Here is a 20,102-nt window from a genome sequence, read left to right as displayed (position 1 = left end):
GATGAGGTCGGTACAGGCACCACAGAATTCAGGCCGGGGACATTTCCTGCGCCAACCCCAGAAACGCCGCCGGCAGCCGCGCGTTTTTACGCTCCTTGAGGCAATACAGGTATTCGGGAATCTGCGGCGCATTCTCGATGGTCAGCACCCGCAATTGCGGATCATGGGGCACTTCCTGACGGGCAATGATGCTGATGCCGATGTTGCGCAGCACTGCTTCGCGGATCGATTCGCGGCTGCCGATCTCCAGCAGTGGGCCGAAACACACCCCGGCACTGGCCAGCAACTCTTCGGTCAGGCGACGGGTGGTCGAGCCCGGTTCACGCATCAGCAGGGTATGCCCGGCCAAGGCACCGAGCGGTACGTGATCATGGACCGCCAGCGGATGATTGCGATGCACCGCCAGCACCAGCGGATCGCTGCCGAGTACCCGGCGAATCAACCGCGCATCCTCCAGTAACTGCGAAGAGGCGGCGACATCGACACGGTAATCCTCCAATGCTTCGAGCACTTGTTGGGAGTTACCGATTTCCACCGACACCTCCACCTGCGGCAGGCGCTCGCGGAACGTTTTCACCAGGTCGAGGATGTAATACGGCGCCGTGGCGGCAATACGCAACGTGCCCTGGACCTGGCCGCAGTTACGCAGGAAAAACTCGATGTCGGCTTCTTGCTGCATCAGCACCTTGACCATCGGCAGCAGCCGCGCGCCCTCCTCACTGACGCTGAGACGCCGGCCGCCGCGATAGAACAGCTCGACCGAGTACTGACTTTCGAGGTTGCGGATCTGCGTCGTCACTGTCGGTTGGCTCAGGCCGAGCTTTTTGGCAGCCTGGGTAATGCTGCCCAGGCGGGCCACCATGTAAAACGCCTTCAGCTCGGCACTCAGCACAACCGTCCCTCATCCTTTACTTGCGCAGCAGGCGCAAACCGTTGAACACCACCAGCAAACTCACGCCCATATCGGCGAACACTGCCATCCACATGGTAGCGATCCCGGCAAAGGTTACCCCAAGAAAGATCGCCTTGATGACCAAAGCCAGGGCGATGTTCTGTTTGAGGATGCTCGAAGTCTGCCGGGACAGGCGAATGAATGCCGGAACTTTGCGCAGATCGTCGTCCATCAGGGCGACATCGGCGGTTTCGATCGCGGTATCGGTGCCCGCAGCGGCCATGGCGAAGCCGATTTCGGAACGTGCCAGTGCAGGCGCATCATTGATGCCGTCGCCGACCATGCCGACCCGATGCCCTTGAGCATAGAGAGTTTCGATAGCCTGCAATTTGTCCCCCGGCAACAGGTCGCCCTTGGCCTCGTCGATGCCGACTTGTGCTGCAATGGCCTGCGCGGTGTGGACGTTATCGCCCGTGAGCATCAAGGTTTTGATACCCAGGTCATGCAGTTGCCGGATCGCTTCGCGGCTGGACTCTTTTACCGTGTCCGCCACGGCAAACAGCGCCAACGGGCCGGACGAATCAAGCAGCAGCACCACCGACTTGCCCTGCTTTTCCAGGGCAAACAGCTTTTCTTCCAGCGCTGGCGAACACAGGCCCAGATCCTCCACAAGACGATGGTTGCCCAGATGGTAGAGCTGGCCGTTGATCTCGCCACGCACCCCGCGCCCGCCCAGCGCTTCGAAGTTATCCACAATCAGCGTCGCGGTCTGTTTATCCACAGCCGCCTTGGCGATGGCCAGGGAAACCGGGTGATCCGAGCGCCCGGCCAGCGCGGCGGCAATGGCGGGCGCCGAGTCGTCGGCGGTCGGGTCCAGCGACAGGTAATCGGTCTGCACCGGTTTGCCGTGGGTGATGGTGCCGGTCTTGTCCAGGGCCAGGTAGTCGAGCTTGTAACCGCCCTCCAGATAAACGCCACCCTTGACCAAAATGCCTTTACGCGCCGCCGCCGCGAGGCCGCTGACGATGGTCACCGGCGTGGAGATCACCAGCGCACACGGGCAGGCCACCACCAGCAGCACCAGCGCCCGGTAGATCCAATCGAACCACAACTCGCCCATGAACAATGGCGGGATCACCGCCACGGCCAGGGCCAGGACGAACACTGCCGGGGTGTAGATTTTCGAGAAACTGTCGACGAAACGCTGGGTCGGCGCCCGCGCGCCCTGGGCCTGCTCGACGGCGTGGATGATGCGAGCCAGGGTCGAGTTATCCGCCGCGGCGGTCACCTCGTACTCCAGGGACCCGGCCTGATTGATGGTGCCGGCGAAGATTTTGTCGCCGACGGTTTTTTCCACCGGCAGGCTTTCACCGGTGATTGGCGCCTGATCGATGGTCGAGCGACCGGACAGCACTTCGCCGTCCAGGCCGATACGCTCGCCGGGGCGCACCCGCACCCGCGCGCCGAGCCCAATGTTTTTGACATCCTGCTCAAGCCAGCTCCCGTCAGCCTGCAACACCGTTGCCGTGTCCGGCGTCATTTGCATCAAACCGCTGATGGCATTGCGCGCTCGGTCAAGGGACCTGGCTTCGATCAACTCGGCCACGGTGAACAGGAACATCACCATCGCCGCTTCCGGCCACTGGCCGATCAGCACCGCGCCGGTCACGGCAATGCTCATCAGCGCGTTGATGTTCAGATTGCGGTTTTTAAGGGCGATCCAGCCTTTTTTGTAAGTACCGAGGCCACCACTGAGAATCGAGACCAGCGCGATAACCGCCACCACCCAGTTCGGCGCGAAACCGGTGAAGTGGATAACTTCTGCCAGCAATGCACCAACACCGGACAGTGCCAGGGGCCACCACGGCTTTTTCCGGGGCGCGGGCGCCGGGGTTTCATCACCCTGGTCCATCGGCTCGGCCTGCATGCCCAAGGATTTGATGGCCTCGACGATCGGCTCGATACCGGGCAAATCGTGGGTTACGCCGAGCACCCGATTAATCAGATTGAACTCAAGCTGCTGCACGCCGGTCAGTTTGCTTAGCTTGTTCTGAATCAGCGTCTGTTCAGTTGGACAGTCCATTGCCTCGATGCGGAAACTGCTCAGTCGGGCTCCGGGCGTCGGCGATTCGCTCAGTTTTACCAGCGCAGGCGCTGCCGCTTTAGATGAGCAGCAGGCGTCGCCGTGACCGCCGTGGCCATGTTTTTGCACGGGCTTGAGCTTGTGGCTGTGCTCGTGCTCAGCCCCGGGTTTGTGGGAGTGCAGGGAATCGCTCATTGGTTGCGTCCATAAGAGTGCCTGTTGCCAAGTAAAGACCCTGTAGCCACTATAGGGTCAAGCACCCTTTCTGGAGTTTTGGAGATTGGCGTCATGAAAATTGGAGAGTTGGCGAAACTCACGGACTGCGCCGTGGAAACGATCCGCTACTACGAGCGCGAGAACCTTCTGCCGGAACCGGCCCGCAGTGACGGCAATTATCGCGTCTATACCCAGGCCCACGCCGAGCGCCTGACCTTCATCCGCAACTGTCGCACCCTCGACATGACGCTCGAAGAAATCCGCAGCCTGCTGGCGTTTCGCGACAGTCCGCAGGATCAGTGCGAAAGCGTCAACGCGCTGATTGACGAACACATCCACCATGTAAAGGCGCGGATCGACGGCTTGCTGGCCTTGCAGACGCAACTGCTCGACCTGCGCCAACGCTGCGGCGAAGGGCCAAGTATCGATCAATGCGGGATTTTGCAGCGGCTGGAAGTGAGCGGCGGGGTGGTGGCGACGGAGGTGGAGCATTCCCATGTGGGCCGTAGTCACGGCCACTAGAAACAACACAAAACCCTGTGGGAGCGAGCTTGCTCGCGATGGCGTCTGTTCAGCCAACATGGATGTCGACTGATACACCGCTATCGCGAGCAAGCTCGCTCCCACAGGGTCGGTGGTGTTTTTTCAGACCGCCATCGGCGCGGTCATCGGCGCGTGGTGTTCGTAGCCTTCTAGCGAAAAATCGCCCGGTTCCACCAGCTCCAGCCATTCCGGCTGATAAACACCCGTCTTGGCAAACTCCGGCACACGGTCGGAAATCACCAGTTTCGGCATCGGGAACGGCTCGCGCTTGAGCTGTTCGTTGAGCATGTCCAGGTGGTTTTCGTAGACGTGGGCATCACCGATGAAATAAGTGAACCAGCGCGGCGTGTAGCCGGTCAGGCGACCGATCAGGCTCAGTAGCGCAGCGCCTTCGGTGAGGTTGAACGGCGTGCCCAGGCCCAGGTCGTTGGAGCGGATGTAGAGGGTCAGGGAAATCTCCCTGGTCTCGACATTCGGGTGGAACTGGTACAGCAAGTGGCACGGCGGCAGGGCCATTTCATCGAGCTGGGCGCAGTTCCAGCCGTGGAACAGGATGCGGCGGCTGCCCGGGTCCTTGATGATGGTATCGACGCACTGGCGAACCTGGTCGATGGCCTTGTACAGCACCGCGTAGGCCTGACCATCTTCCTCGCCTTCGGCAATCTGGCGATAACCCTGATTCAGGGTCTGCTCGATGGCAGCCGGGTTGCTGAGCGGAATCTGCTTGTACGCCGGCCATTTGCGCCATTGCACGCCGTAGATTTCGCCGAGGTCGTCTTCGCCCTGACGGAACGGGTTGGCCAGCCACTGGGCGTTTTCGTTGGCGTTCTGGTCCCAGACCTTGCAGCCCAGGGCGCGGAATTCGGCAGCGTTATTTACGCCACGCAGGAATCCGCACATTTCGCCGATGGCGGATTTGAAGGCCATCTTGCGCGTGGTGATCGCCGGGAATCCTTCCTGCAGGTCATAACGCAGCATCGCACCGGGAAAACTGATGGTGTTCACGCCGGTACGGTTGGCCTGTTTGGTGCCGTTCTTGATGACGTGGGCGACCAGTTCGAGATATTGCTTCATGAATTACCTGTGTCCTTGAACCCGCAACCATCGCTGCGGGGTTCGAATTTTATACGGCCGCCGCTGGAGTCGCCGGGGCGCGGTGATACGCCAGCCAGATCAGGAACAGCCCGCCGACGATCATCGGCACGCACAGTACCTGCCCCATGGTCAGCCAGTTCCAGGCGAGATAGCCCAACTGGGCGTCCGGTACGCGGACGAACTCGACGATGAAACGGAAGATGCCATAGAACAGCGCGAACATCCCCGATACCGCCATGGTCGGCCGCGGCTTGCGCGAGAACAGCCACAGGATCAGGAACAGTGCCACGCCTTCGAGGGCGAACTGGTACAGCTGCGACGGATGACGCGCCAGTTGCGCCGGATCGGTCGGAAAGACCATCGCCCACGGCACGTCGGTTGCCTTGCCCCACAACTCGGCGTTGATGAAGTTGCCGATACGCCCGGCGCCCAGGCCAATCGGCACCATCGGCGCAACAAAATCCATCAGCTGGAAGAACGACTTGTTGTTCTTCTTGCCGAACCACAATGCCGCCAGCATCACGCCGATGAAACCGCCGTGGAACGACATACCGCCCTTCCACACTTCGAAGATCAGCGTCGGGTTGGCCAGATAGGCGCCCAGATCGTAGAACAGCACATAACCCAAGCGCCCGCCGACAATCACCCCCATCGACATCCAGAACACCATGTCGGAGAGTTTTTCCTTGGTCCAGGTCGGGTCGAAGCGGTTCAACCGGCGGGAGGCCAGCAGCCAGGCGCCGCCGATGCCGATCAGGTACATCAGACCGTACCAGTGGATTTTCAGCGGACCGATGGCCAGGGCCACCGGGTCGATCTGCGGGTAAGGCAGCATTGCGACTCCTCGTTAGAGTTCAAATCTTAAAAATTCCCGGGCGACGCTGCCACCTCAGGATTAAGCCAGGATTGCGCTGCCCGTCAGAGCAGATGCTTCAGACTAGAAAGTTCAGGCCAACGCAGAACAGCAAAGCGGCAAACAGCCGTTTCAGCAACCTCGGCGACAACCTGTGGGCCAATCGCGCGCCCAAGCGGGCGAACACCATGCTGGTCAGGGCAACGCCCAGCAACGCCGGCAAATAAATGAAACCGAGACTATGGGCCGGGAGCAACGGATCGTGCCAGCCCAGAATCATGAAACTTAATGCACTGGCCAGGGCAATCGGCAGACCGCAGGCCGATGAAGTGGCCACGGCTTGCTGCATCGGCACACTGCGCCAGGTCAGGAATGGCACGGTCAACGAACCGCCGCCAATGCCGAAAATCGCCGAAGCCCAGCCAATCACGCTGCCGGCCACGGTCAGACCGAGTTTGCCCGGCACCGTTCGGCTGGCCTTGGGTTTGACCTCAAGCGCCAGCTGCGCGGCGATCACCAGGGCGAAAACACCAATGAGCTTCTGCAGGTTGGGGCCGGAAATCGCTTCGGCCGTCAGCGCGCCAAACCCGGCACCGACCAGAATGCCGACGGTCATCCACATGAAGATCGGCCAACGCACGGCGCCACGGCGATGATGCTCGCGTACCGCGTTGACCGAGGTAAAGATGATCGTCGCCAGGGAGGTACCCACCGCCAGGTGCGTGAGGATCGACGGATCGAACCCTTGGGCCTTGAAGCTGAACACCAGCACCGGGACGATGATGATCCCGCCGCCCACGCCAAACAGCCCGGCGAGTACACCTGCACAGGCGCCGAGCGCCAGATAGAGCAGAAATTCCATGTCGTCCCGCCCGCATCCCCAAAACCGGAGCGGCATGGTAACGGATGCATGGCCTCAAGCTCCACTGCGCAAGGCGATGGATCGATGAGCGATGTCTGCGTAGAGTGAGCAAAAAACACACAAGGACAGCCTGATGTGCCTGATTGTTTTTGCCTGGCGACCGGGTCATGCCCAGCCGCTGGTCGTGGCGGCCAATCGCGATGAATTCTACGCCCGCCCCAGCCTGCCCCTGGCGCCATGGCCCGAAGCGCCGCATGTGCATGCCGGGCGCGACCTCGAGGCCGGTGGCACCTGGCTCGGTGTCGGTGCCAACGGACGATTTGCGGCGCTGACCAACATCCGCGATCCCCATCGACCGCCGGGACGCAAGTCTCGTGGGGAGCTGGTCGCGCGATTCCTCGAGGGCGATTGCTCGATTGATGACTATTTGGCCGACGTTGTCAGACGTTCGCCTGAATATGGCGGTTTCAATCTACTGGTTGGCAACAGGAACGAGCTCTGGCACTTCAACGCCCGGGAATCGGAAGCCGTAATGCTGCAACCGGGAGTCTACGGCGTGTCGAACGCCGGGCTGGATACACCGTGGCCGAAGCTGCTCAAGGCCAAGGCTGCATTGAGCGAGGTGCTGGATGATCCGCAGCCTCAGGCGCTGCTGGCGTTATTGAGCGATGCGCAGACCGCGCCGTTTGCCGAGTTGCCGGATACCGGAGTGGGGCTGGTCACCGAAACGCTGTTGTCGAGCGTGTTCATTGCCAGCCAGAGTTATGGAACGCGGGCGAGTACGGCGTTGATTGTGCAGGCGGATGGGGCGCTGCATATGGTCGAAAGGAGTTTCGGGCCGTATGGCGGGCATCTTGGGGAAGTGGAGATCAGGCTTTAGTCTTGTGTTGCCAGCACAGGCCTCATCGCGAGCAAGCTCGCTCCCACAGGGGATTTGCGGCGTTTACAGATCCAGTGTGGGAGCGAGCTTGCTCGCGAATGGGGCGCCGCAGCTCTAGAGGGGCTTGATTGCTGCCGGATTGATCATCCGCGCCAACCCGAGGTTCTTCAGCGCCAGCTGCAACGAGCTGTGAATCACTTGCGGGTTATCAATGGTCATGAGCTCAGCCAGCAATTCCCTGGCCTTGCTCAGGTTGATCTGGCGCAGCATCCACTTCACTTTCGGCAAGTTGGTGGCGTTCATCGACAGGCTGTCGAACCCCATCGCCATCAACAGCACCGCCGCCGCCGGATCACCGGCCATTTCACCGCAGATACTCACTGGCTTGCCTTCGGCGTGGGCATCACGCACCACGTTCTGCAGCGCCTGAAGCACCGCCGGGTGCAGGTAATCGTAGAGGTCGGCCACTCGCGGGTTGTTGCGGTCCACGGCCAGCAGGTACTGGGTCAGGTCGTTGGAACCGACCGACAGGAAATCCACTTGCCGCGCCAGTTCTTTGGTCTGGTACACCGCCGCCGGAATCTCGATCATCACGCCAATCGGCGGCATCGGCACGTCGCAGCCTTCGTCGCGTACTTCGCCCCAGGCGCGGTGGATCAGGTGCAGCGCTTCTTCCAATTCATGGGTGCCGGAGATCATCGGCAGCAGAATCCGCAAGTTGTTCAGGCCTTCGCTGGCCTTGAGCATGGCACGGGTCTGCACCAGGAAGATTTCCGGGTGGTCGAGGGTGACGCGAATGCCGCGCCAGCCGAGGAACGGGTTATCTTCCTTGATCGGGAAGTACGACAGTGACTTGTCGCCGCCGATGTCCAGGGTACGCATGGTGACGGGTTGCGGGTGAAACGCAGACAGTTGCTCGCGGTAGATCGCCAGTTGTTCCTTTTCGCTCGGGAAACGCTGGTTGATCATGAACGGCACTTCGGTGCGGTACAGGCCCACGCCTTCGGCACCACGCTTCTGCGCACGCGCCACATCCGCCAGAAGGCCGGTGTTGACCCACAGCGGCATGCGGTGGCCATCGACCGTCACGCACGGCAGATCGCGCAGCGCATCCAGCCCCAGGGCCAGTTGTTTCTCTTCCTCGACCACCTCGGCGAACTGCTTGCGCAGCACTTCACTCGGGTTGGTGTAGACCTCGCCGTGGTAGCCGTCGACGATCATCTGGATGCCGTCGACCTTGGAGTACGGCAGGTCGACCAGGCCCATCACGGTCGGGATGCCCATGGCGCGGGCCAGGATCGCGACGTGGGAGTTACCGGAACCGAGTACCGACACCAGGCCGGCCAGCTTGCCTTCCGGCACCTCGCCGAGCATCGCCGGCGTCAGTTCTTCGCTGACCAGAATGGTGTTGTCGGGGTAGACCAGGGTTTGCTGGCGCTCTTCCTGCAAATAAGCCAGCAGGCGACGGCCGAGATCCTTGACGTCGGATGCACGCTCGCGCAGGTAAGCGTCGTCCATCAATTCGAAACGGTTGACGTGATCGGTGACCACCTGGCGCAACGCACCCTGGGCCCACTGGCCGGTCTTGATCACGGTGGTCACTTCGCTGCCCAGCGCAGCATCGTCGAGCATCATCAGGTAGACGTCGAACAAGGCCCGCTCTTCCGGGCGCAACTGCGTGGCAAGCTTGGCGGACAAGGTGCGCATGTCGGCGCGCACGCCCTCGATGGCGGTCTTGAACAGCCCCAGTTCAGCGTCGATGTCGGTGATGGTCTTGTCCGGCACCACGTCCAGGTCAGCGGGCGGCAGCATGACCACCGCAGTACCGACCGCGGCACCCGGCGAGCCCGGCACACCGACGAACTTGGCTTCCTGGATGCCCTTGCCCTGACGACCCAGGCCACGGATGGAGCCTGTGGCCTCGGCATGGGCGATAACGCCGGCCAACTGTGCGCTCATGGTCACGAGGAAGGCTTCTTCCCCTTCATCGAACTGGCGACGCTCTTTTTGCTGGATGACCAACACACCGACGACGCGACGGTGGTGGATGATCGGTGCCCCGAGGAACGAAGCGAAACGCTCTTCACCGGTTTCGGCGAAGTAGCGATAGCGCGGGTGGTCCGCGGCGTTTTCGAGGTTCAGGGGTTCTTCACGCGTGCCGACCAGACCCACCAGACCTTCGTTGGGGGCCATGCTGACCTTGCCGATCGAGCGCTTGTTCAAGCCCTCGGTGGCCATCAGTACGAACCGGTTGGTCTCCGGATCAAGCAGGTAGACCGAGCAGACCTGGCTGCCCATGGCCTCTTTGACGCGCAACACAATAATCCCCAACGCCGCCTTGAGATCCTTGGCGGAGTTAACTTCCTGGACGATCTTGCGCAGCGTATTGAGCATGGCTCGGGGTCGAACTCCGTCGTCAGTCGCGCGCTAAAAGGCGCGGGGCAAGCTCTTTGAGAGCGCGTCGATACACCTCGCGCTTGAATGTCACCACCTGGCCCAACGGATACCAATAGCTGACCCAGCGCCAGCCATCGAATTCCGGTTTACCGGTCAAATCCATCCGCACCCGCTGCTCGTTGGAGACCAGGCGCAGGAGAAACCATTTCTGTTTCTGGCCGATGCACAGCGGTTGGCTGTGGGTACGTACCAGACGTTGCGGCAAACGATAGCGCAACCAGCCCCGGGTGCAGGCGAGAATTTCAACATCTTCGCGCTCAAGGCCCACTTCTTCGTTCAGCTCGCGGTACAAGGCGTCTTCTGGCGTCTCTTCGGGGTTGATTCCCCCCTGCGGAAACTGCCAGGCATCTTGATTGATTCGGCGAGCCCATAGCACCTGGCCGGCGTCATTCGTCAGAATGATCCCGACATTGGGGCGAAAACCATCGGGGTCGATCACGGCAACAACCTCGCAAACGCATGTCGCCGCATTGTTCCACAAAGGTTGTGAAGGCGGCAACGAAGGTTCCTACCTTATGTGCACTCTTGTGAAAAGACCGTATTCTTGTCGCCTTTTTACTGACTTTTCAGCGGGTAACTGCAATGCGCCTGGCTTTATTCGATTTGGACAACACCCTTCTGGGCGGTGACAGCGATCACGCCTGGGGCGATTACCTGTGCGAGCGCGGCTTTCTCGACGCCGTCGCCTACAAGGCTCGCAACGATGCGTTCTACCAGGATTACCTGGCCGGCAAACTGGATAACGCTGCTTACCTGAACTTCTGCCTGGAAGTACTCGGCCGCACCGAAATGGCCACGCTGGATCAGTGGCACAGCGATTACATGCGCGACTGCATCGAACCGATCGTGCTGCCCAAGGGACTTGAACTGCTGAAGAAGCACCGCGATGCCGGCGACAAACTGGTGATCATCACGGCGACCAACCGCTTCGTCACAGGCCCCATTGCCGAGCGCTTGGGGGTCGAAACCCTGATCGCCACAGAATGCGAAATGGTCGACGGCCGCTACACCGGGCGCAGCACCGACGTGCCGTGCTTCCGCGAGGGCAAGGTTACGCGCTTGAATCGCTGGCTGGAGGAAACCGGGTTTACGCTGGAAGACAGCTACTTCTATAGCGATTCGATGAATGATTTTCCGTTGCTGGAGCAGGTGACCCATCCGGTGGCGGTCGATCCGGATCCGAACCTGCGGGCCGAGGCCGAGAAGCGTGGCTGGCCGGTGATCAGCCTGCGCGGCTGATATCGCCTTACTGTAGGAGCGAGCTTGCTCGCGATGGTCGTTAACGATAACGCGGGGCACCTGATGCCCCGCGGCGATCTTGAGTTTTTCGCGAGCAATCGAGCGTCGACCGGCTGCTCCTACACAGGCTTCGCGCCCATCAACCCGGCAATGGCAACAAAGCAGACAAAACTGAACAACGCCAAGGCAAAGGTGAATTTCCCCACGCCACCCGGTGTCTTGCGCAGTTTGTTGAGCCGCACCAGCAGCCAGAACCACGCCAGCGCCGCCACGGTGTAAAGCACGCTGGAGGCCAGCAACCAGGTCTGCCCCAGCGGCCAGCCCACCAGGTGCACCATCCACCAGCCGGTAAACGGCATGCTCAGTAGCGCCAGGCCCATCAGCAGCCAGACAAACACCCTTGGCCGCTGCAAGGTGCGACTACCCGCCGTCGCGTCACCCTTGCGCCGCGCCAGCAAAACCCAGACTCCCAGCCCCAGCGCACAAGCCAGCAGTACAACTGTTGCCACCATGTGCGCCGCTTTCAGAGCAGTTAACGTTTCCATCGTCAGATTTCCTTATTGCCTTGCCCGTCAGCGTAGCCGTTCAGCCAAGAAACAGCTGATAGGCCGGGTTGTCGCTTTCGTCCCAGTACGGGTAACCGATTTCTTCCAGCGCCGCCGGCACCAGGTGGCGCTCGTCGTGGGGCACCTGCAGGCCCGCGACGACTCGGCCATCCGCCGCGCCATGGTTGCGGTAGTGGAACATTGAGATGTTCCAACGCCCGCCCAGCTTGTTGAGGAAGTTGAACAGCGCCCCCGGACGCTCCGGGAATTCGAAACGCAGGATCACTTCATCGACCACATGCGCCGCACGCCCGCCGACCATGTGACGGATGTGCAGCTTGGCCAGTTCGTTGTCGGTCAGGTCCAGCACCGGGAAACCCTGCTCGCTCAGGCTGGCGATCAGCGCGCTGCGCGGGTCGTTTTCCGGGTGGGTCTGCACGCCGACAAAGATGTGCGCTTCGCTGCCGGTGTTGTAGCGGTAGTTGAATTCGGTGATCTGGCGCTTGCCTATGGCCTCGCAGAACGCCTTGAAGCTGCCCGGTTTCTCGGGAATGGTCACGGCGATGATTGCTTCGCGGCCCTCGCCCAGCTCCGCACGCTCGGCGACGTGGCGCAGGCGATCGAAGTTGACGTTGGCCCCGGAGTCGATGGCCACGAAGGTCTGGCCGCTGACGCCGCGTTGCTCGACATACTTCTTGATCCCGGCCACGCCCAAGGCGCCGGCAGGTTCGGTGATCGAGCGGGTATCGTCGTAGATATCCTTGATGGCGGCGCAGATTTCATCGGTGCTGACGGTGATCACTTCGTCGACATGGTCTTTGCAGATGTCAAAGGTGTGCTGACCGATCTGGGCCACCGCAACACCGTCGGCGAAGAGGCCTACGGTCGGCAGTACCACGCGCTCGCCGGCCGCCATGGCCGCTTGCAGGCAATTGGAGTCATCCGGTTCGACGCCGATGATCTTGATGTCCGGGCGCAGGTACTTCACGTACGCCGCGATGCCGGCGATCAGGCCGCCGCCACCCACCGGGACGAAAATCGCATCCAATGGCTGCGGGTGCTGGCGCAGAATCTCCATCGCCACGGTGCCCTGCCCGGCAATGGTGTGGGGATCGTCGTACGGGTGAATGTAGACGTAGCCTTTTTCGTCGACCAGTTTCAGCGAGTAGGCCAGGGCTTCCGGGAACGAGTCGCCGTGCAGCACCACTTTGCCGCCGCGGGAGCGCACGCCTTCGACCTTGATCTCCGGGGTGGTCTTGGGCATGACGATGGTCGCTTTCACACCCAGCACCTTCGCCGCCAGGGCCAGGCCTTGTGCATGGTTGCCCGCCGACGCGGTGACCACGCCGCGAGCGCGTTCTTCGTCGCTCAACTGGGTCAACTTGTTGTAGGCGCCGCGAATCTTGAACGAGAACACCGGCTGCAAGTCTTCGCGCTTGAGCCAAATGCTGTTGCCCAGCCGCTCGGAGAGCTGGCGGGCAGACTGCAACGGAGTTTCTACGGCAACGTCATAAACGCGCGAGGTGAGGATCTTTTTGACGTACTGTTCAAGCATCGGAAAGCATCACTGAGCGGGTTGGGCAGGACCAAGGAGTCTAACCCGGCTTTTGTCCGTACGACCACCTGTTGTAGGAGCGAGCTTGCTCGCGAGAAACCCAAAGGCGCCGCGGGGTACCTGGTTTTACGCGTTATCGTTCACGTCCATCGCGAGCGAGCTCGCTCCTACAGGAATCGGGAACGCACCTGATCTGCCAATCGGGCAATGACCTTCCCCGCCCCGAAGCCTATAATGCCGGCCTTTCGTCCCCTCCCAGGCACCCCGGAGCCCGCATGAACCAGGATCAACTCAAACAGGCAGTGGCTCAGGCCGCCGTCGACTTCATCCTTCCGAAACTCGACGACAAGAGCATCGTCGGGGTCGGCACCGGCTCCACCGCCAACTGCTTCATCGACGCGCTGGCCAAGCACAAGGGCGCATTCGACGGCGCCGTCGCCAGTTCCGAAGCCACCGCCGCGCGCCTCAAGGGCCACGGGATTCCGGTGTACGAACTGAACACCGTCAGCGATCTGGAGTTCTACGTCGACGGCGCCGATGAAAGCGACGAGCACCTGAACCTGATCAAGGGCGGCGGCGCTGCCCTGACCCGCGAGAAGATTGTCGCGGCCGTGGCCAAGACCTTCATCTGCATCGCCGACGCCAGCAAACTGGTGCCGGTCCTCGGTACTTTCCCGTTGCCGGTGGAAGTGATCCCGATGGCCCGCAGCCACGTGGCCCGCGAGCTGGTGAAGCTCGGCGGCGACCCGGTTTACCGCGAAGGCGTGCTGACCGACAACGGCAACATCATCCTCGACGTGTTCAACATGCAGATCACCAATCCGGTGGAGCTGGAGACGCAGATCAATGCGATCGTCGGCGTGGTCACCAACGGTTTGTTCGCGGCACGTCCGGCGGATCTGTTGTTGCTGGGGACCAGCGAAGGCGTGAAGACCCTGCGCGCCGAGTAACCTGGACCACCCACACTTTTTGTGGGCAGATGAAAAACCTGTGGGAGCGAGCTTGCTCCGGGCGGCGTTCCGACGATGAGGCCGTGTCAGTCGACTGAGATGTTGAATGACAGACCGCTATCGCGAGCAAGCTCGCTCCCACAGTGTTTTGTGGTGTCGGTCAGAGTTGCGTGGGTTTCTTGAACACGTAGAACAGGTTCGGCTCGCTGACGATGTACAGCGTACCGTCGTCGTCCACGGCGATCCCCTCCGCTTGCGGCACGGTTTTTTGCAGGCCATGGCGTCCCTTGCTCAATGACATTGTGCTCAGCGGCCGCCCATCCACATCCAGCTCCAGAATCAATCGCGACTCATCCGACAGCGCCAGCAAATGCCCGCTGCGCTCATCGTATTGCAGGCTCGACAGGTCCCGCACGAACATCCCGGCATCACGCTTGGGGTCGTTGATCACGTGCACCGAGTAGGATTCTTCAGGATTGAAGCGCGGAAAACCGTGCACCTCGTAGATCAGCATCGGGTTGCGCTCCTTGGCGACGAACAGGCGCTTGCCGACTGAATCGTAAGCCAGGCCCTCGAAGCCCTTGTTGCCGCCCATGTGAACGCCAATGGTCATCTGCTCGGCATCTGCCGCATCAACGAAAGTTGTGTCCTGCTCCAGACGAATCTTGATCAGCCGCTGCTGACTTTCGTCAGTGACCACGTAGATATCTTCGCTGATGAACTCCACCGCCTCCGGATCGCCGAAACCGACCAGCGCCACACGACGCAAGATCCTGCCGTCGAGGGACAACTCGATCAGCTCGCTTCGTTTGTTGGTGACGGTGAACAGGCTTTTGCGTACCGGGTCGTAGGTCAGCGCTGAAACGTTGTCGGCCAGGCTATCGATCACCTGCGCCTCGGTCACAATCTGGTATTGGTCCAGGCCCATCGACCGGGAACTCACCGGCTGCCACAGCGTATGCAGATTGAACCAGGTACGCTCGAACAGGCGCATGTACTGGGCGATCGCTATCAATGCGATCAGCAAGATCACCGACAGGATCAGGATCAGGGATTTGGGGCGGGCAAATCGACGCATTCGGGTGGGCTCGGGGTCAAAACAGGCGGATGAAATATCACGCCCGTCTGAACTGAAGCTTAATGGCCGCCGGCCTTTTACGTACAGGCAATCAGCGCAGGCGTTGGTTACTTCTGTTTTTCGAAGCGATAAAACAGGTTCGGCTCACTCACCATGTACAGCGTGCCCGCTTCATCCATGGTCACGCCTTCGGCACGGGGAATGGTATTTTTCAGGCCGTTGAAGCCACGCAGCAGGGTGATGAAACTGACCTGCTCACCCTTCTTGTCCAGCTCCAGCAACAGGTGCGAGTCGGCGGACAACACCAGCATGTGGCCAGTCCGCGGGTCGACGGCCAAGGCAGACAGGTTGCGCATGTCCAGTGCATGGCTGGCTAGCTTCAGCTTGTCGCCGGTCAGGACCTTGCCGTCACCTTTCCAGGCAAACAATGCCGGCGGGCGCTCTTCGCCCAGCAGCAGTTGCTGATTGCTCGGGTCCCAGGTGACACCCTCGAACGCCTTGTTCTGGTCGCTGGAAGGCCCGAGGTCGTATTTCGGGAAGTCGGCCATATTCAATTCGCGGGTATCGGCATCGACCTTGACGATAGCGATCAGATGCTCGCGCTCATCGACAATGGCCAGCCGGCCGTCGCCCAGCACGGTGACGCCCTCAGGGTTGCTCCAGCCCACCAACGGCATTTTGCGCAGCACATCGCCCTGCAGGTTCAATTCGACCAGGAACGGGTTCTTGCCCATGACCGAAAACAGAGTCTTGGTCTGAGGGTCGTAGACCATGTCCGATGCTTCATCCTTCTCCATGCCCGGCAACGGCTTGGCATCGATCACCGCACGATAGTCCGGCAGCCAGATGCTCGCCTGGCGCTCGGCCGGGCTCTTGAATTGCTCTTTCACCCAGAGCACGGCCCGCGCATCCCAGTGCATGGCAAATGCAACGCCGTAGGCGACAACGGCCACCAGCAGTAGCCAGGTGTGCCAACGCAGGGCGAAGCGCGAACGGCGGACAGGTTCAAGCGTGGAAAGCGGAGAAGTGGCCATCGGGGAATGCGTTCCAGAAATTCAGGCTAGGGGTAATAGCACAGTTTGGGGCCGGCTCAGAGGCCGAAAGCCCTGAAATTATCCAGACTGGATGTGAAAAAAACGGGAAATGACAGGGTGAGTCTTTTATAGGCCACCACAAAACCAATGTGGGAGCGGGCTTGCTCACGAAAGCGGTGTGTCAGGCAACACTTAGTCGACTGTCACGCCCTCTTCGCGAGCAAGCCCGCTCCCACAGGGTTTGGCGGTGCCTGGACTAGCGAACGCTGCTGGTGAAACTGCTGGCGCCCGGCAATTCAAGAACGATCTCGTCACCGACATTCAGCGGGCCAACGCCCACTGGCGTGCCGGTGAGGATCACGTCCCCGGCCTGCAACGAGAAGCAGCCGGCCATGTGCTGGATCATCGGCACGATCGGGTTGAGCATCGCGCTGCTGTTACCGTCCTGGCGCACTTCACCGTTGATGGTCAGGCGGATGCCGATGTCGGTCAGGTCGGCAAACGTGCTGCCGGACACGAACGGAGCAAGCACTGCCGCGCCGTCGAAGGACTTGGCGATTTCCCAGGGCAGGCCCTTGGATTTCAGCTCGGCCTGCTTGTCGCGCAGGGTCAGGTCCAGGGCTGGAGCGAAACCGGAGATGGCGTCGAGCACTTCTTCGCGGCTCGGTTTGGTCGACAACGGCTTGCCGATCAACACCGCGATTTCCGCTTCGTAATGCACCGAACCGCGCTCGGTCGGAATGCTGAAGCCGCCTTCCAGCGGCACTACGCAACTGCCCGGTTTGATGAACAGCAGTGGCTCGGTCGGCACCGGGTTATCCAGTTCCTTGGCGTGTTCGGCGTAGTTACGGCCGATGCACACCACTTTCCCCAACGGGAAGTGAATGCGCGTACCGTCGACATACTGGTGCTGATAGCTCATTACCGACTCCTGCTTCGTTGGCTCTTAAAGTTCGAAAATCAAACAGCGAAAATCTTGCCCGGGTTCATGATGCCGTTCGGGTCGAACACCGCCTTGACCGCTTTCATGTACTCGATCTCGACCGGCGAGCGGCTGTAGGTCAGGTAGTCACGCTTGGTCATGCCCACGCCGTGCTCGGCGGAGATCGAACCGTTGTACTTCTCAACGGTTTCGAACACCCACTTGTTGACGGTGGCGCACTTGGCGAAGAACTCATCCTTGCTCAGGTTATCCGGCTTGAGGATGTTCAAGTGCAGGTTGCCGTCGCCGATGTGGCCGAACCAGACGATTTCGAAGTCCGGGTAGTGTTCACCGACGATCGCGTCGATTTCCTTCAGGAATGCCGGAACTTTCGATACGGTGACCGAAATGTCGTTCTTGTACGGCGTCCAGTGGGAAATGGTTTCGGAGATGTATTCGCGCAGCTTCCACAGGTTCTGCAACTGGGTTTCGCTCTGGCTCATCACGCCGTCCAGCACCCAGCCCTGCTCGACGCAGTGCTCGAAGGTTTCCAGGGCGTGGTTGGCCACTTCTTCGGTGGTCGCTTCGAATTCCAGCAGCGCGTAGAACGGGCAATCGGATTCGAACGGCGCCGGCACATCGCCACGGGCCATGACTTTGGCCAGGGCTTTGTCGGAGAAGAATTCGAAGGCGGTCAGGTCAAGCTTGCTCTGGAAGGCGTGCAGCACCGGCATGATCGAGTCGAAATCGGCGGTTCCGAGGACCATGGCGGTGAGGTTTTTCGGCGCGCGGTCCAGGCGCATGGTCGCTTCGACCACGAACCCGAGGGTGCCTTCGGCGCCGATGAACAGCTGACGCATGTCGTAGCCGGTGGCGTTCTTGATCAGGTCGCGGTTCAGCTCCAGCACGTCGCCCTTGCCGGTGACCACTTTCATGCCGGCAACCCAGTTACGGGTCATGCCGTAGCGAATCACCTTGATCCCGCCGGCATTGGTGCCGATATTGCCGCCAATCTGGCTCGAACCCGCCGAAGCGAAGTCCACCGGGTAGTACAGGCCGTTTTCTTCGGCCACGTTCTGCAGGTGCTCGGTGACCACGCCCGGCTGGCAAACGGCCGTGCGGTCAGTGAGGTTCACGTCGAGGATCTGGTTCATGTAGTCGAACGACACGACCACTTCACCATTGGCCGCCACCGCTGCCGCGGAAAGACCGGTACGACCACCCGACGGCACCAGCGCCACCTTGTGTTTGTTGGCCCACAGGACTATGGCCTGGACCTGCTCGGTGGTCTTGGGGAACACGATGGCGGTCGGGGCCGGGGCGAAATGCTTGGTCCAATCCTTTCCGTAAGCATTCAGGGAGTCGGCATCGGTCAGCACCTTGCCAGGCTCAACCAGGGTCTTCAGCTCTTCAATCAGGGCAGGATTGGTCATCGACAGAACTCTCGAACAATTCATGGTCATCCTGAGAACGCTTCACGTCGCAGGAATGAGTGTTTAGCGGGGTGCATATGCTAGCATAACGACCCCGCAGGATAGTGCCCAAGGGCTGTTCTGCGGTGACGGCTTTCCTGCCGTGCGGGTCAGCTCCGGGCTGCTCCCTTTCCTGCCATTTTTCTCCGGGATACAGGTTTACGCAGATGAGCAAGACTTCTCTCGATAAGAGCAAGATCAAGTTCCTTCTTCTCGAAGGCGTCCACCAATCGGCTGTCGACGTCCTCAAGGCGGCGGGCTACACCAGCATCGAGTACCTCACTGGTTCTCTGCCGGAAGCCCAGCTCAAGGAAAAGATCGCTGATGCTCACTTCATCGGCATTCGCTCCCGCACTCAACTGACCGAAGAGATCTTCGATCACGCGAAGAAGCTCGTGGCTGTAGGGTGTTTCTGCATCGGCACCAACCAGGTCGACCTGGACGCGGCCCGCGAACGCGGCATCGCGGTGTTCAACGCACCGTACTCCAACACCCGTTCCGTAGCGGAGCTGGTGCTGGCCGAAGCGATCCTGCTGCTGCGCGGCATCCCTGAGAAGAACGCTTCCTGCCACCGTGGCGGCTGGATCAAGAGCGCGGCCAATTCCTTCGAGATCCGCGGCAAGAAGCTGGGCATCGTCGGTTACGGCTCGATCGGTACTCAACTGTCGGTCCTGGCGGAAGGCCTGGGCATGCAGGTGTACTTCTACGACACCATCACCAAGCTGCCACTGGGTAACGCCACTCAGGTAGGCAACCTGCACGAGCTGCTGGCGATGTCCGACATCGTTTCGCTGCACGTACCGGAAACCGCCGCCACCCAGTGGATGATGGGCGAGAAGGAAATCCGTGCCATCAAGAAAGGCGGCATCCTGATCAACGCCGCCCGCGGCACTGTGGTCGAACTGGACCACCTGGCGGCTGCCATCAAGGACAAGCACCTGATCGGCGCGGCCATCGACGTATTCCCGGTGGAGCCACGCTCCAACGACGAAGAGTTCGAAAGCCCGCTGCGTGGCCTGGACAACGTGATCCTGACCCCGCATATCGGTGGTTCCACCGCTGAAGCCCAGGCCAACATCGGCCTGGAAGTGGCGGAAAAACTGGTCAAGTACAGCGACAACGGTACGTCGGTATCGTCCGTGAACTTCCCGGAAGTGGCCCTGCCGGCTCACCCTGGCAAGCACCGCCTGCTGCACATCCACGAAAACATTCCGGGCGTGCTCAGCGAGATCAACAAAGTCTTCGCCGAAAACGGCATCAACATCTCCGGTCAGTTCCTGCAGACCAACGAGAAGGTCGGCTACGTGGTGATCGACGTCGACGCCGAGTACTCGGACCTGGCGCAAGAGAAGCTGCAACACGTCAAGGGCACCATCCGTAGCCGGGTGCTGTTCTGATCGCGACTTGAGCGACAAAAAAAGGGAGC

At 60.8% G+C, this 20,102-nt stretch carries 18 protein-coding genes; 5 read left to right on the top strand and 13 right to left on the bottom strand.

The window, feature by feature from the left end; all coding sequences use genetic code 11:
• Positions 1-28 precede the first annotated feature (28 nt).
• The gene (locus tag AC1RDQ_RS06020) at positions 29-892 is read right to left on the bottom strand and encodes a LysR family transcriptional regulator (protein WP_150815359.1); all 864 of its coding nucleotides are present in this window, start codon (positions 890-892) and stop codon (positions 29-31) included.
• A 16-nt stretch (positions 893-908) separates the two neighbouring features.
• Positions 909-3,170 carry a heavy metal translocating P-type ATPase gene (locus tag AC1RDQ_RS06015; protein ID WP_492586715.1) on the bottom strand — a complete coding sequence of 754 codons (2,262 nt, stop codon included), beginning with the start codon at positions 3,168-3,170 and terminating at the stop codon, positions 909-911.
• A 93-nt stretch (positions 3,171-3,263) separates the two neighbouring features.
• Between AC1RDQ_RS06015 and cadR the strand changes: the two genes are divergently transcribed.
• Positions 3,264-3,713 carry a Cd(II)/Pb(II)-responsive transcriptional regulator gene (gene cadR, locus AC1RDQ_RS06010; protein ID WP_057712875.1) on the top strand — a complete coding sequence of 150 codons (450 nt, stop codon included), beginning with the start codon at positions 3,264-3,266 and terminating at the stop codon, positions 3,711-3,713.
• Between the two features lie 123 nt (positions 3,714-3,836).
• On the opposite strand, the gene AC1RDQ_RS06005 is transcribed toward cadR, so the two are convergent.
• From AC1RDQ_RS06005 to AC1RDQ_RS05995, 3 genes are all read right to left on the bottom strand, one after another.
• Entirely contained in the window at positions 3,837-4,808 is a 972-nt protein-coding gene (locus tag AC1RDQ_RS06005) for a thymidylate synthase (protein WP_492586713.1), read from the bottom strand.
• Between the two features lie 49 nt (positions 4,809-4,857).
• Positions 4,858-5,664: a prolipoprotein diacylglyceryl transferase gene (gene lgt / locus AC1RDQ_RS06000; protein WP_057712873.1), complete on the bottom strand. Its 807-nt coding sequence runs from the start codon at positions 5,662-5,664 to the stop codon at positions 4,858-4,860.
• Positions 5,665-5,761: 97 nt separating this feature from the next.
• Positions 5,762-6,544, bottom strand: a complete 783-nt coding sequence (locus AC1RDQ_RS05995) for a sulfite exporter TauE/SafE family protein (RefSeq protein WP_057712872.1) — start codon at positions 6,542-6,544, stop codon at positions 5,762-5,764.
• A gap of 133 nt (positions 6,545-6,677) precedes the next feature.
• On the opposite strand from AC1RDQ_RS05995, the gene AC1RDQ_RS05990 reads away from it, so the two are divergent.
• Positions 6,678-7,424 (top strand): NRDE family protein, encoded by a 747-nt coding sequence (locus AC1RDQ_RS05990; protein ID WP_218494675.1) that lies wholly within the window; start codon positions 6,678-6,680, stop codon positions 7,422-7,424.
• A 114-nt stretch (positions 7,425-7,538) separates the two neighbouring features.
• Here AC1RDQ_RS05990 and ptsP read toward each other — a convergent pair whose 3' ends face one another.
• Complete coding sequence (gene ptsP / locus AC1RDQ_RS05985) at positions 7,539-9,818, bottom strand: phosphoenolpyruvate--protein phosphotransferase (protein WP_057712870.1); 2,280 nt, start codon at positions 9,816-9,818, stop codon at positions 7,539-7,541.
• A 22-nt stretch (positions 9,819-9,840) separates the two neighbouring features.
• Complete coding sequence (locus tag AC1RDQ_RS05980) at positions 9,841-10,320, bottom strand: RNA pyrophosphohydrolase (RefSeq protein ID WP_053163553.1); 480 nt, start codon at positions 10,318-10,320, stop codon at positions 9,841-9,843.
• Positions 10,321-10,463: 143 nt separating this feature from the next.
• Between AC1RDQ_RS05980 and AC1RDQ_RS05975 the strand changes: the two genes are divergently transcribed.
• Positions 10,464-11,120 carry a histidinol-phosphatase gene (locus tag AC1RDQ_RS05975; protein ID WP_150813768.1) on the top strand — a complete coding sequence of 219 codons (657 nt, stop codon included), beginning with the start codon at positions 10,464-10,466 and terminating at the stop codon, positions 11,118-11,120.
• A 119-nt stretch (positions 11,121-11,239) separates the two neighbouring features.
• Here the strand turns inward: AC1RDQ_RS05975 and AC1RDQ_RS05970 are convergent, their stop codons facing one another.
• Positions 11,240-11,665, bottom strand: coding sequence for a DUF2269 domain-containing protein (locus AC1RDQ_RS05970; protein WP_057712868.1), 426 nt, complete (start codon positions 11,663-11,665; stop codon positions 11,240-11,242).
• Between the two features lie 40 nt (positions 11,666-11,705).
• Positions 11,706-13,220 carry a threonine ammonia-lyase, biosynthetic gene (gene ilvA / locus AC1RDQ_RS05965; protein ID WP_057712867.1) on the bottom strand — a complete coding sequence of 505 codons (1,515 nt, stop codon included), beginning with the start codon at positions 13,218-13,220 and terminating at the stop codon, positions 11,706-11,708.
• A gap of 275 nt (positions 13,221-13,495) precedes the next feature.
• On the opposite strand from ilvA, the gene rpiA reads away from it, so the two are divergent.
• Entirely contained in the window at positions 13,496-14,170 is a 675-nt protein-coding gene (gene rpiA, locus AC1RDQ_RS05960; protein ID WP_046039153.1) for a ribose-5-phosphate isomerase RpiA, read from the top strand.
• 160 nt (positions 14,171-14,330) lie between these two features.
• On the opposite strand, the gene AC1RDQ_RS05955 is transcribed toward rpiA, so the two are convergent.
• From AC1RDQ_RS05955 to AC1RDQ_RS05940, 4 genes are all read right to left on the bottom strand, one after another.
• Positions 14,331-15,248, bottom strand: coding sequence for an SdiA-regulated domain-containing protein (locus tag AC1RDQ_RS05955; RefSeq protein WP_492586711.1), 918 nt, complete (start codon positions 15,246-15,248; stop codon positions 14,331-14,333).
• Positions 15,249-15,355: 107 nt separating this feature from the next.
• On the bottom strand, positions 15,356-16,282 hold the full coding sequence (locus AC1RDQ_RS05950; protein ID WP_057712865.1) for an SdiA-regulated domain-containing protein: 927 nt from the start codon (positions 16,280-16,282) through the stop codon (positions 15,356-15,358).
• A 256-nt stretch (positions 16,283-16,538) separates the two neighbouring features.
• The gene (locus tag AC1RDQ_RS05945) at positions 16,539-17,204 is read right to left on the bottom strand and encodes a fumarylacetoacetate hydrolase family protein (RefSeq protein WP_056726437.1); all 666 of its coding nucleotides are present in this window, start codon (positions 17,202-17,204) and stop codon (positions 16,539-16,541) included.
• A 38-nt stretch (positions 17,205-17,242) separates the two neighbouring features.
• Positions 17,243-18,637, bottom strand: coding sequence for an FAD-binding oxidoreductase (locus AC1RDQ_RS05940; RefSeq protein WP_032829505.1), 1,395 nt, complete (start codon positions 18,635-18,637; stop codon positions 17,243-17,245).
• Between the two features lie 206 nt (positions 18,638-18,843).
• On the opposite strand from AC1RDQ_RS05940, the gene serA reads away from it, so the two are divergent.
• On the top strand, positions 18,844-20,073 hold the full coding sequence (gene serA, locus AC1RDQ_RS05935) for a phosphoglycerate dehydrogenase (protein ID WP_007976393.1): 1,230 nt from the start codon (positions 18,844-18,846) through the stop codon (positions 20,071-20,073).
• Positions 20,074-20,102 lie beyond the last annotated feature (29 nt).

Source organism: Pseudomonas sp. GW823-FHT02E01 (genome assembly GCF_058797535.1).
The sequence above is the reverse complement of the archived record's forward strand: the minus strand, read 5'-3'. Positions and strand labels throughout refer to the sequence as shown.

Excerpts from the sequence above, each read along its gene's own strand:
- AC1RDQ_RS06015 (WP_492586715.1), bottom strand. The coding sequence starts at position 3,170 with ATGAGCGATTCCCTGCACTCCCACAAACCCGGGGCTGAGCACGAGCAC.
- cadR (WP_057712875.1), top strand. The coding sequence starts at position 3,264 with ATGAAAATTGGAGAGTTGGCGAAACTCACGGACTGCGCCGTGGAAACG.
- AC1RDQ_RS06005 (WP_492586713.1), bottom strand. The coding sequence starts at position 4,808 with ATGAAGCAATATCTCGAACTGGTCGCCCACGTCATCAAGAACGGCACC.
- lgt (WP_057712873.1), bottom strand. The coding sequence starts at position 5,664 with ATGCTGCCTTACCCGCAGATCGACCCGGTGGCCCTGGCCATCGGTCCG.
- AC1RDQ_RS05995 (WP_057712872.1), bottom strand. The coding sequence starts at position 6,544 with ATGGAATTTCTGCTCTATCTGGCGCTCGGCGCCTGTGCAGGTGTACTC.
- AC1RDQ_RS05990 (WP_218494675.1), top strand. The coding sequence starts at position 6,678 with ATGTGCCTGATTGTTTTTGCCTGGCGACCGGGTCATGCCCAGCCGCTG.
- ptsP (WP_057712870.1), bottom strand. The coding sequence starts at position 9,818 with ATGCTCAATACGCTGCGCAAGATCGTCCAGGAAGTTAACTCCGCCAAG.
- AC1RDQ_RS05975 (WP_150813768.1), top strand. The coding sequence starts at position 10,464 with ATGCGCCTGGCTTTATTCGATTTGGACAACACCCTTCTGGGCGGTGAC.
- AC1RDQ_RS05970 (WP_057712868.1), bottom strand. The coding sequence starts at position 11,665 with ATGGAAACGTTAACTGCTCTGAAAGCGGCGCACATGGTGGCAACAGTT.
- ilvA (WP_057712867.1), bottom strand. The coding sequence starts at position 13,220 with ATGCTTGAACAGTACGTCAAAAAGATCCTCACCTCGCGCGTTTATGAC.
- rpiA (WP_046039153.1), top strand. The coding sequence starts at position 13,496 with ATGAACCAGGATCAACTCAAACAGGCAGTGGCTCAGGCCGCCGTCGAC.
- AC1RDQ_RS05955 (WP_492586711.1), bottom strand. The coding sequence starts at position 15,248 with ATGCGTCGATTTGCCCGCCCCAAATCCCTGATCCTGATCCTGTCGGTG.
- AC1RDQ_RS05950 (WP_057712865.1), bottom strand. The coding sequence starts at position 16,282 with ATGGCCACTTCTCCGCTTTCCACGCTTGAACCTGTCCGCCGTTCGCGC.
- AC1RDQ_RS05945 (WP_056726437.1), bottom strand. The coding sequence starts at position 17,204 with ATGAGCTATCAGCACCAGTATGTCGACGGTACGCGCATTCACTTCCCG.
- AC1RDQ_RS05940 (WP_032829505.1), bottom strand. The coding sequence starts at position 18,637 with ATGACCAATCCTGCCCTGATTGAAGAGCTGAAGACCCTGGTTGAGCCT.
- serA (WP_007976393.1), top strand. The coding sequence starts at position 18,844 with ATGAGCAAGACTTCTCTCGATAAGAGCAAGATCAAGTTCCTTCTTCTC.